Here is a 12,343-nt window from a genome sequence, read left to right as displayed (position 1 = left end):
GAGCTGAAGTTTGTGAAAAGACCCAACATTTTGCTTATCACCAGCGACCAGCAGCATTGGAATACTATAGGAGCGTTTAACGAGGAAATCCATACCCCTAATCTGGACCGATTGGTTAGGGAAGGGACGACATTTACGAGAGCATATTGTCCGAATCCGACTTGTACTCCGACCCGGTCGTCGATCATTACCGGCATGTATCCGAGTCAGCACGGAGCGTGGACACTCGGCACCAAGCTGCTGGAAGATCGGCATACCGTAGGGGAGGATTTCAATAAGAACGGTTATCAAACAGCTTTGATCGGTAAGGCTCACTTTCAACCCCTGCGCGGTACAGATGAGTATCCATCGCTTGAAGCATACCCGCTACTTCAGGATTTGGATATCTGGAGAGAATTTACGGGACCTTTCTATGGCTTTGACCATGTCGAGTTAGCCCGAAATCATACAAATGAAGCGCATGTAGGCCAGCATTATGCCATTTGGATGGAGGAGAAGGGCTGTAAGAATTGGCGTGATTATTTTCTCCCCCCAACCGGTACAATGGATAAAAGTATTATGCACAAATGGCCGATACCGGAAGAATTTCACTACAATACTTGGATCGCTGAACGGTCAAATGCTCTGCTCGAGCAGTACAAGGAGAATAACGAGCCGTTTTTCCTATGGTCTAGCTTCTTCGATCCGCATCCGGATTATCTCGTGCCTGAGCCTTGGGATACGATGTATGATCCGGACCAGCTTACGATACCGGCGGTCACACCAGGAGAGCATGACCGGAATCCGCCGCACTTCCGGATGACGCAGGAGGAGAATCCTGATTTCTCCGCGTGGCGCGAAACCGGCCAAGGGATTCACGGCTACCAGTCTCATTCTCTTCAATCCCCAGACGAGCGTAAAAAACTGGTTGCGACTTATTACGGAATGATCAGCTGTATGGACAAATATATCGGCAAAATTCTCAATAAGCTGGATGAGCTTGGTCTTGGAGACAACACGATTGTCGTGTTTACGACGGACCATGGGCACTTCTTTGGTCAGCATGGGCTGCAGTACAAAGGCGGCTTTCACTATGAAGATTTGATCAAGCTGCCCTTTATTGTCCGTTATCCCGCGCACGTCCCGGAAGGCCGCGTTTCCCCGGCGATTCAATCGCTTGTCGACCTTGCGCCCACCTTTCTGTCGCTTTCCGGTATTCCGATTCCTCCAGCAATGACAGGGGTGGATCAAAGCGGCGTCTGGCTCGGTACACAATCGGAAGCCAGAAATCATACCGTTTGCGAGTTCCGGCACGAGCCAACGACCATTCATCAGAAGACGTATGTCGATGTACGTTATAAAATCACTGTATACTATAATCAAACCTACGGTGAAATTTTCGACCTTCAAGAAGATCCCGGAGAGCTTAATAACCTTTGGGATGAGCCGCAGTACGCTGCACTTAAATCTGAATTGCTTTTGAAATACGTTTGGGCAGAGCTGGGAAAAGAATCAATGCCCATGCCACGCATTTGGCACGCTTAAATAGAAAGTGAGGCACAGAGCATGTCAGAACATACTTCTCTCAAACCATCCTGCTGCGGTGCAGGAAGAAACCAGATAGAAACAGGTTTCGTGAAATTGGGTAAGCTTGAGCAGAAATCCGGTGCGTTAGATATAACCGCTGGAACGTCCAAAGATAACATGATTTATTTGCCGGGCGGCTCTTTTCTGATGGGAACGGATGATGGGGAAGGCTTTCCTGCGGATGGCGAAGGACCTGTCCGTACAGTAGAGATCAGTTCCTTCTATATCGACCCGTGTGCCGTTACGAATGCAGAATTTCACGCATTTGTCGAAGCTACCGGGTATGTTACTGAAGCGGAGAAATTCGGCTGGTCGTTTGTGTTCCATCTGTTTGTTTCTCCGGAAACAGCTGCGAAGGTGAATAACAAAGTGCAGCATACACCCTGGTGGTTGGTAGTGGAAGGCTCGGACTGGAGGCATCCGGAGGGGCCGGATTCCAGCATCGAAGAGCGTCTGAACCATCCGGTTATCCACGTCTCCTGGAATGACGCGACGGCTTACTGCCGCTGGGCGGGCAAGCGTTTGCCGACGGAAGCGGAGTGGGAATATGCCGCGCGCGGCGGATTGGAACAGAAACGATATCCATGGGGAGACGAATTAAAGCCGGGAGGTGTTCACCGTTGTAACATTTGGCAGGGGAAATTTCCGGATAAAAATAATCAAAGCGATGGATATGCAGGAACAGCACCGGTGAATGCGTATGAGCCTAACGGATACGGGTTGTATAACGTATCTGGCAATGTGTGGGAATGGTGCGAGGATTGGTTCAGTCCGACATATCATCTGAATAGCTCTAAAGTTAACCCGCTCGGTCCGTCATCTGGTGATAACCGAGTGCTTCGTGGGGGATCTTATCTATGTCATAGGTCTTACTGTAATCGCTACCGGGTAGCGGCAAGAAGCAAAAATACGCCGGATAGTTCTACAGGGAACATCGGTTTCCGCTGCGTCATTAGGTCATTATGACTATCATTCCAATCGAATATGCATCCGTGGACGTATAACACCATTTGTTATATGATACATGTATTCATACAAAAATTCGGGAGTGAATACGATGCTAGAGTTAAATATAGAAAATCCGGATGAGCTTGTTCTTGTAGCCCATGCATTATCCACTGATTTAAGGGTCAACATCATCCAACTGTTAAATACAAAGAAGTTGAATATAAATGAAATTGCTGACGCACTTCAGATTCCTGTATCCACTGCAGCTTCTAATGTGAAGATATTAGAAAAGGCTCGACTCATTGAAACTGAGCTGCTGCCGGCGACACGCGGAGCTATGAAAGTATGTACGCGAACTTACCATGACATTCACATCATATTAAATTCTCAGTTCTATCATCTTCAGCCGGATAAAAACTGCTATGAGATCGAAATGCCCATCGGATACTTTACGAATTGCCAGGTGTCGCCTACTTGCGGGATGGCCAATACGGAGAAAATGATTATTCAGGAAGATTCGCCTGCCGGATTCTTCCATCCCGATCGCTTTTCTGCACAAATCATTTGGTTCCGCAAAGGATTCGTTGATTACCGCTTTCCGTTGGAACTTCCGAAAGGTGCTAAGATCCAATCCGTTCAGTTCAGTTTTGAAATCTGCTCAGAAGCTCCAAATTATGATAATAACTGGCCATCTGATATTTCGTTTTGGGTGAATGGGGTCGATGTGGGAACATGGACCTCGCCTGGCGATTTCGGAGGGCGAAAAGGGAAATTAAATCCAGGCTGGTGGTCAGAATCTGCTACACAGTTTGGATTGCTAAAAACGTTGAGTGTGGACGGTACCATGACCGCAATTGATAACGTTCAAGTGTCTTCGGTCAATTTGCATCAATTAGTGCTTGGAAATAATAGCTTCATCGATTTAAGATTAGGCGTAAAAGATGATGCGACACATAAGGGCGGTATTAACTTATTCGGCAACAAATTTGGGGATTACGAACAAGGGATCGTCATGAAAGTGTTCTTTACGGTTTAAATGATGGGAAATGAGGTCATACAAACAATAATGTTGTATTGACCTTTCTTTTTGTACAAATAAATTGTAATGATATGATGAAAACATCCTTTATATACAAAAATACTAAAATAAACGTTGACATAATGCAATGTAAGCGGTATTATTTTCTCATAAGATACATAAAAATGGTTATAATACAGAATTATTGTTTTGTATCTTTCAAATGAAAAAGGGAGCGATTGAATTGAAAACAAAAAAAGTATTATCGTCAATGCTAGGCGCCACAATGTTAGTATCCCTAATGGCAGGTTGTTCAAGTAACAGCGGTGGTTCAAGCACAACGCCAGCCAGCACTGAAAAAGCAGCAGAGACGGCGAAAACGGATAATACCGGAGGCAAGAAAACAGAGCTTGTATTCTGGACGTTGTTTGCGGGCGGCGATGGCGAATACATGGATCAGATCATTAGTTCCTTTAATAAATCGCAGGATAATATTTCAATCAAGAACGTCAAGTTGGAGTGGGCAGAATATTACACCAAGCTCGTGACGGGTGTATCTGGCGGCAAAGGTCCGGATATCGGGATTTCCCATACATCTAAATTACCTGAGCTCATTAAGGCGGGGGTTGTATCTGAGCTAGATACGACGGGTAAGGCCATTAATCTCAACTGGGATAACTATAATAGCAATATTTTGAGTTCCGCTACAGTAAATGGAAAGCATTATGCGGTACCGATCGATACGCATCCGTTCATCATGTATTACAATAAGAAGCATTTGCAAACTGCCGGATTGCTGGGCGCTGATGGCAAACCTACAATGGAGTCTGGTGCTGATGGCTTCGTCAAATTCTTAACAACGCTGAAAGATAAGCTTCCTAAAGATGTAACGCCATTCGCTTTTTCTAATAATGCGGATGATCCATACCGATTGTGGTGGGCGCTCTATTCCCAACAAGGCGGAAATGACGTTATTTCAGATGACGGCAAAACACCTGCGATTGATACGGATAAGGCAATTAAAGCTGCAAACTATATTAAGGACTTATATTATACAAGTAAAGTAATTAAACCGCAGGATCCTGATTTTTACAAAACGTTCCAAAGCGGCAAAGGTGCCATCATGATGACAGGCGTGTGGGCTACAGGAACTTGGGAAACGACCAAAGATCTTGATTTCGGTGCTATGCCAATTCCTAATATCTACGGGAATACGAAAACATGGGGAGATTCCCACACCATCATCTTGCCGGTAACCGCGAAGGAAGATCCTAAAAAGCGCGAAGCTGCATTGACGTTTGCCAACTATGTTGCTGAAAAAGGCGGCCAAGTTTGGGCGAAAGCAGGTCACATTCCTGCTAACAAAACGGTTTTCGATACAACAGAATACAAAGGTCTGAAATACCGCAGTGACTACGCAAGTGTAGCAGCTGATGTGGTATTCCCTAAGGTATCAGACAAAACATGGCCTAAGAATGATGTTTTGAAAAAATATCTGGATGAAATTTGGTTGAATAAAACCCCGACGGATGCTGTGTTTAAGAAGATTGATAGCGAGTTAAAAACATTGCTCTCTAAATAAATGCCTTTTAAACCAGATAACAAGCTTGGAGTATCATACTTCAAGCTTGTTACTTTCAAGAAAGAGAGGTGTGATACTGCATGCGTACAAATGAAGTTGATTTGAATAAAACATCGGTCACCGCCCGTTCACAAACGAAAGCAAGGCAGTGGCGACTGGATATCCTGGCTTTTCTATTCCTTCTGCCTTTTCTGGCCGCATACGTCGTGTTTACGATATTCCCGATGATCAAAGGACTGCAGATGAGTCTGTACGACTGGACGCTAATTAAGAAGATGGATTTTGTTGGTCTTAATAATTATATCGCAATGGTACAAGATGCAAATTTTTGGCGTGCGCTCTGGAACTCAACGTACTTTGTTATCTTATCTACGCCTAGCATGCTTATATTTGCTCTACTGCTCGCGGTCATTGCCAATCAAAAAACGAGACTTCAGAAATTTTTTCGCAGCGTCTTTTTCTTGCCGAGTGTTCTATCGGTATCTGTCGTTTCGTATGTAGGTTTGTTTGTTATACAGCCTTATACAGGCTTTCTGAATAATTTACTTAAATTAGTTGGTATTCTTTCGGTAGATCAAGAGATATTTTGGTTGACGGAATCATCTCTGGCTTGGATTGCCATTACGGCCATTACACTGTGGTGGACTGTCGGGGTTAACATGATTCTGTATTTATCGGCTATGCAGGATATTCCAGATGATATTTACGAAGCTGGGAGACTCGATGGCGCATCGGAGAGACAAATGTTTTTTCGAATGACACTTCCACTGCTAGGTCCCATTACAAAAACAATATTGCTGCTTCAAATTATTGCTTCGTATAAAGTGTTTTTGCAAATTTACATTATTACACGAGGTGGACCGGGTACAGATACACGGCCAATTATTCAGTATATTTACGAGGAAGGCATCAAAAACAACCATATGGGTTATGCAGCTACCATGTCGTATGCGCTTTTTGCCATACTCCTTGTCTTGTCGTTGATCCAACTGAGAATGAGTACGAAGAAGGAGGCGGTCTAAGATGCGGGCTCTTCGCTTGTCCTTATCGGTGCTTCTTGCCCTGTTTTTTCTAGTTCCCATCTCATGGATGCTGATTGTTTCTATTAAAGATGAAGGTATGAAGATTACAGGTGTGCTGGATTGGTATAAACCGCCTTACACCTTTGAGACATATGCGTATATTTTTCAAGAAACGTCTCTGTTAAGGTGGATGTTCAACTCCCTTGTGGTTGCTATTGTCGTTACATTGCTAACGCTGTTGGTTTCTTCACTAAGCGCATTTGCCTTGTCCAAAATCAAGTTCCGTTATCAAAAGTTCATGTTCGTCTTGATCTTGGCTGGTCTTTTGATCCCAGGCGAAGCGATTCTCATTCCGCTTTATCAGGTTGTGAAAGAACTGGGGATGTTAGATTCTTATCAAGGATTAATTTTACCGGCGGTGGCCTCTCCATTTGCAGTTGTTGTACTGAAAAGCTTTTTTGATGCAGTTCCCAATGAGCTGCTTGAAAGCGCTGAGATGGATGGGGGGAGCAAGTTAAGGGTTTACGCCAGTATCGTGATGCCGCTCGCTAAACCTGCCTTGGCCTCCATTGTCATTCTTACGTTTATTGCGCAATGGAACAACTTCCTATGGCCGTTTATCGCGATTACATCAGAAGAACTGTTTACTCTACCGATGGGGATTCCTACCCTGATGTCCCAGTACTCGGAAGATTATGTAAGACCTATGGCCATTAACTCGGTAGCATCTATTCCTGTCATGGTCGCGTTCTTGTTCTTCGAGCGGCAAATTGTGAAAGGTCTGAGCTTCTCGGGTATAAAGGGGTAATCCATGAATAAAGAAAGAGATTACAGCATCGACATCTTTAAAGGGTTATTGGTCATCGGGATGGTGTACTGTCATATTTTGCAATTTTTCAGCAATCCCATGGTCTTTACGGGAGCACAACGAGTGATCGATGTTGTTAATATAGTCACTTTTACAGGTTTCGTATTTAGCTTCGGTTACGTTGGCCAATTAGCCTATTACAATAGACCGTTCAAAGCAGTTTACGGAAGAATGCTTTCAACCGCGTTGAAAACGTTAATTGCCTTTTATATTTCAGGTACATACTATCGCTTGTTCTTAGATCGAAAGCCCCTATCTTGGAGCACAATCAAGCCTATTCTGATTCTTCAAGATATTCCTGGTTGGTCGGAGTTTCTGATTTCTTTTTCACTTACCATGTTGGTCGGGTTGGTCTTATTTAAGCCATTAACTTGGTTAGTTGAGCGAAAGTTCAAATTTTGGGTGGTCGTCGTTTTGCTGCTAGTTACTACGTATCTACCCTATGACAAAGTGACCATGAATCAGTTAGGGCTATTGATTGGCACAAGAAAGTTTGCTTCTTTTCCCGTAGTGCAATATTTTCCCTACTACTTGATTGGGATGTATGCCGCACGCTACAAGCTGGGGTGGAACTGGAAATTTTTCATTGGTTCAGTCGTCTCATCAGGCCTATTCATCACTTATGTGATAGCGAAACATGGGCTTCCGGAGCGTTTTCCACCGTCCATATTTTGGATATTAAGCTCTGCATTCTTAATATATGTGTACTTCTTAGTTGCAAAAATGTTGGTAAATAGATTGAGATATACGGGCTTCTTGCTCGTTCTAGGGCAAAATGTGCTGCTATATTTACTTCTGAGCAATATGATGATTTTTACGTTAAAACATAATCAAGGGCAGCTTCTGTTAAGCACGATGGAATGCCTTTGGTTTGATGTCGGTATTCTTTTATTGATTAGCTTTTTCATCCGGATCACGATAAGTACTAAATTGGGTGCGATGGTCGCTTTGAAATCGGAAGGTGTAAATCATTGAAGAGATTGGTGAGTGTAATGGTGACGATCTGTTTGGGTGTATTTCTAACCTCATGTCAGGGAGAGGGACCTAAGAGAATGGAGCTCGAACGCTGGCGTCAAGTTCCCACCTATAGTAATCCCATGGAGTTAGCTGAAGAGTGGGAGGATTACGGGATTGGCGATCCATTCGTTCTCCGTTACAACGGTATGTACTATTTGTACTGCAGTACTCAGGATGATCAAATTGGAGTAAAAGCGTGGAGTTCTGCAGATTTAGTGAATTGGAAGCCGGAAGGACTCGTTACTGAGGAGCTAATAACAAAAGGGGCGTATGCGCCGGAAGTCGTCTACTGGAACGGTTACTTCTACATGTACACCTCACCGGGAGGCGGCGGTCATTATGTGCTCCGCAGCCAGAGTCCCACAGGCCCTTTTACGGTCCAAACGGATAATTTGGGGATGTCGATCGATGGCTCTGTATTTATTGATGACGATGGAAAATGGTACTTTACCCATGCTTCCGGTCGAGGCATCTTGGCTAACGAAATGTCAGATCCTTATACGTTTGGCCCCGATAAGCTGATCCCGGAAGCCTATTTGCAGCACTGGACAGAGGGCTCATCGATCTGGAAAAGAGAAGGGAAATACCTAATTACCTATACCGGTAATCATGTCTTCAGCACAGGTTATCGAATTCAATATTCGATTTCAGATCAAGGACCTTTAGGTCCTTATCGGACGCTGGAAAACAATCCATTCGTGATCAGCACGGACTATAAATTTAATGGACTAGGTCACAGTTCTACTGTTCTAGGGCCGGATCTGGATTCCTATTATTTGGTGTATCACAATCTGGAAGGCGCATCGACGTCAGGCCCGCCTGTACGCAAGCTTAATATCGACCGTTTGCAGTTTAATGGGGATCGTATGTCTCTACTCGGTCCTACCTTCGCGATGGCCCGTCCTGTTGCCAAAATGCCTGACTTTTCGGCCAAAGAAGTGGTCCCCGGAAGTACGGTTGGTTGGAAACAAGAGCAATTGCGTGATAAAACGATTGTCGTGAGCGACTCTACAACGGAACAGGCATTTACAGCTGAATATAATTTTCACGCATTGTCGACTGACGAAAGCTCTACTCATATAGGCGTTGTATTTGCATACGAGAATGAGCGAAATTTTATGTTTACGGACGTGGATTCACAAAGTCATGAGCTAATCGTACAGCTGGTTAATGAGGGTAAAATAGTCCTTGTGGGAAAAGCTCAAATCCCAAAGGAAACGGACCTAACCAAACTGCATACGATTCGGGTAATAAGTGTAAATGGCAAAATTCGGGTTTATTGGGACAATATGCATAAGCTAGAGGTAGATAGGCAGATTGCCGGAGGTAAAATGGGTTACATCTATGCTTCTGCATCGAAGTCCGCTCCTGCAATGTTATTCACGGGTTATAGCAATGATGCGGGTGGAAGCAGTGATTATGAAACCGTCAAGCCTGTCCCAGGGAGTATCGAAGCGGTACATTATTTGAAAGATAAGAACCGTGGCTATTCAGATTCCTTAGCCAATGAGCATCGAGGAATTGCAGCGGATGATGGCAGTATGGCAGCTGTTTTGCCGAAGACCGGAGATTGGCTGCAGTACCCTATACAGGTGAAGCAGGCAGGAAACTACGGCATAGATTTGGATATGCTGCCATCGGATGCGGAGACAACGATTGAAATAGCTGCTGGAGCAGAAAAGCAGCGGTTTATCGTACCAAAGCGGAACAAAGCGGATCAAGCTTGGGAACGAACCCGCATTGGGAGTATGGCATTGAAAGAAGGCTACGCAAACCTGAAAATCAAAGTTGTCCAAGGTTCGCTTTCGTTCAAGACGATGACGTTCTATCCGGGTGATGAAGCGTTCTCTCCAATAGACAATGTGCCTAAAGGTATGGTGGGCATGTGGATTCCTGTAGATGGCGGTTATGAAACTCGCTCTCACGAATATATAAAAACATTCGCGGGAAGTGAAGACTGGACGGATTACCGGATGGATGCGGAGTTCCATTTCCCCACGATGCCGACAAGCGATGCAGGCTTGCTGATCAGATCTGTTCATGAATCGTACTATCCGCATCAAGTACAAGATGCCTTCACAGGTTATTATGCGTCTGTGAACCAAGATGGACTAACGCTTAAAAAAGTGAATTACGGAAAACAGGAGATTTTGAAAACCGTGCCTCTAACGATTCAAAAAGATACTAACTATCAAATCAACGTTCAGGTTACCGGCAATCGTATACGTGTATATTGGAACGGATCAAAGGATCCTGTTCTCGATTATCAGGACCCGAGAGCCTATACACATGGCAAAATCGGTCTGCTTTCCAACCATTCCGATATTATTTTTCATAAAGTTTCTGTTTCCAAGTGAAAAGCACAGTTGTAAATACAGAGAAGATAGAGGAGTGTAGATATGACAACTAAGATGTATATCAAAGATTATCCAAGACCGCAATTCGTTCGTGATTCTTGGCTCAATTTGAACGGGGAATGGGATTTCCGTTTTGACGATAATAATGTAGGGGAAATCGAAAAGTGGTATAAACAGCTTAACGGAGATCGTAAAATAACCGTTCCTTTCACTTATGAAACGAAGGCGAGCGGGATTGGAGAAGAGAAGTTTCACCCGAATGTATGGTATGAGCGTGCTTTGGAAATCCCGCAGGAGCAAGAAGGGAACCGGGTTATCCTTCATTTTCAGGCCGTAGATTATTTAGCTAAGCTATGGGTTAATGGCGTTTTGGTCGGACAACATCAAGGCGGGTATGCAGCTTTTTCTTTTGACATTACACCGTATCTTCAGTTTGGCGAATCCAATACCCTCGTGTTGAAAGCGGAAGACTCACAAAGCTGCACACAGCCAAGAGGCAAACAGCGTTGGGTTGATGATAATTTTGAGTGCTTTTATGTGCAGACAACAGGCATTTGGCAAAGTGTATGGGTAGAGTATGTAGCAGCCTCGTATATAAAATCTGTTAAGATGACGCCTGATCTCGATAATTATTCCGTTCGCTTTGATTATCAGGCACACATAGCTGCCAAATCGAATAAATCGAAACAACTCCGTTTGGAAACTCGGATTAGCTTGAAGGATAAAGTTCTAAAGCAAACGAGTCTCGTTATCGATCGGCCGTGGCTCCAACTGGATATGAATTTATTACACGAAGTGAACGGGCCTTGGAAGGTTCGAACATGGTCACCGCAAAACCCGAACTTATATGATGTGGAATTTATCCTATATGAAGATGATCTCATCATTGATCATGTGTATTCTTACTTCGGTATGAGAAAAATTTCGATTGAAAAAGGAAAAGTACTTCTTAACAATACGCCGATATATCAACGTCTTATTCTTGATCAGGGTTACTGGCCAGACAGTCACTTGACTCCGCCATCAGAGGAGGCGTTGATTGAGGACATTGATGCAATCTTGGCTATGGGTTACAACGGGGTAAGGAAGCATATGAAAATTGAGGATGCCCGATTCCTTTACTGGTGTGATGTGAAAGGCGTGCTCGTCTGGTCCGAAATGGCGGCAACCTTTGAGTTTAACGATGAGGCGATTGAAACATTCACATCGGAATGGACGGAAATCGTCCGCCAGCAGTACAATCACCCTAGTATCGTGACATGGGTACCTTTCAATGAATCATGGGGGATTGCACAAATTTACACCAACGTGAGACAACAAAAGTTTACGGAAAGCATCTATCATTTGACTAAATCAATTGACCCGCATCGGCCTGTTATCGTAAATGATGGCTGGGAACACACCGTTTCTGACATCCTGACATTACATGATTATGAGGAGAAAGGCTCTGCATTCTTAAAGCGTTATACAGACAAAGATGGACTGCTGAACAATGAATTCTCATTCAATAAGGGGAAATACGCCATGGCCCAAGGATACGCCTATCGCGGCCAACCGATTATGATCACTGAATTCGGAGGCATTGCATTTAATACAGGGAAAGGCTGGGGCTATGGGAATCAGGTTGAGAATGAGGAAGCCTTTATCGAGCGCTTTAGGAACATTATACAAGCGATTAAAGATACAGAATATATTAGTGGATATTGTTACACCCAAATAACCGATGTTCAACAGGAAGTCAACGGATTGCTTACAGAGGATCGGAAGCCTAAGATACCACTCGAGCTAATAAAAGAGATTAATCTTGCTTAGGGTTTAAAAGAAGGACATGGCTTGTTTGTGAAGCCATGTTCTTTTTTTTTGATTTTGGAAGCGCATTCAACATAACTGTTTTTTAAACAAAGAGAACGTTTTTTTACATGGGAAAGAAGAAAAAAACCATCTATGATGTGGAGAGGAAAACAT

At 44.0% G+C, this 12,343-nt stretch carries 9 protein-coding genes; all 9 read left to right on the top strand.

The genetic code is table 11. The features are described 5' to 3' along the window. Positions 1-12: 12 nt before the first annotated feature. Positions 13-1,524 (top strand): sulfatase family protein, encoded by a 1,512-nt coding sequence (locus ASD40_RS23565; protein WP_057305592.1) that lies wholly within the window; start codon positions 13-15, stop codon positions 1,522-1,524. 21 nt (positions 1,525-1,545) lie between these two features. Further along, on the top strand, positions 1,546-2,532 hold the full coding sequence (locus ASD40_RS23560) for a formylglycine-generating enzyme family protein (protein WP_057305591.1): 987 nt from the start codon (positions 1,546-1,548) through the stop codon (positions 2,530-2,532). Positions 2,533-2,623: 91 nt separating this feature from the next. Then, a complete protein-coding gene (locus tag ASD40_RS23555) occupies positions 2,624-3,550 on the top strand; it encodes an ArsR/SmtB family transcription factor (RefSeq protein ID WP_057305590.1) in 927 nt (308 codons plus the stop codon). A 226-nt stretch (positions 3,551-3,776) separates the two neighbouring features. After that, positions 3,777-5,114 carry an ABC transporter substrate-binding protein gene (locus ASD40_RS23550; protein WP_235549357.1) on the top strand — a complete coding sequence of 446 codons (1,338 nt, stop codon included), beginning with the start codon at positions 3,777-3,779 and terminating at the stop codon, positions 5,112-5,114. Positions 5,115-5,194: 80 nt separating this feature from the next. Further along, positions 5,195-6,136 (top strand): carbohydrate ABC transporter permease, encoded by a 942-nt coding sequence (locus ASD40_RS23545; RefSeq protein WP_082562402.1) that lies wholly within the window; start codon positions 5,195-5,197, stop codon positions 6,134-6,136. 1 nt (position 6,137) lies between these two features. Next, positions 6,138-6,944 carry a carbohydrate ABC transporter permease gene (locus tag ASD40_RS23540; RefSeq protein ID WP_057305589.1) on the top strand — a complete coding sequence of 269 codons (807 nt, stop codon included), beginning with the start codon at positions 6,138-6,140 and terminating at the stop codon, positions 6,942-6,944. Between the two features lie 3 nt (positions 6,945-6,947). Then, on the top strand, positions 6,948-7,979 hold the full coding sequence (locus ASD40_RS23535; RefSeq protein WP_057305588.1) for a hypothetical protein: 1,032 nt from the start codon (positions 6,948-6,950) through the stop codon (positions 7,977-7,979). 77 nt (positions 7,980-8,056) lie between these two features. Continuing rightward, on the top strand, positions 8,057-10,378 hold the full coding sequence (locus ASD40_RS23530) for a family 43 glycosylhydrolase (RefSeq protein ID WP_057305587.1): 2,322 nt from the start codon (positions 8,057-8,059) through the stop codon (positions 10,376-10,378). Between the two features lie 42 nt (positions 10,379-10,420). Then, on the top strand, positions 10,421-12,190 hold the full coding sequence (locus tag ASD40_RS23525) for a glycoside hydrolase family 2 protein (RefSeq protein ID WP_057305586.1): 1,770 nt from the start codon (positions 10,421-10,423) through the stop codon (positions 12,188-12,190). The last annotated feature ends 153 nt before the right edge of the window (positions 12,191-12,343 follow it).

The sequence above is a fragment of the Paenibacillus sp. Root444D2 genome (assembly GCF_001426375.1).
Taxonomy (GTDB): Bacteria; Bacillota; Bacilli; order Paenibacillales; family NBRC-103111; genus Paenibacillus_E.
The sequence above is the reverse complement of the archived record's forward strand: the minus strand, read 5'-3'. Positions and strand labels throughout refer to the sequence as shown.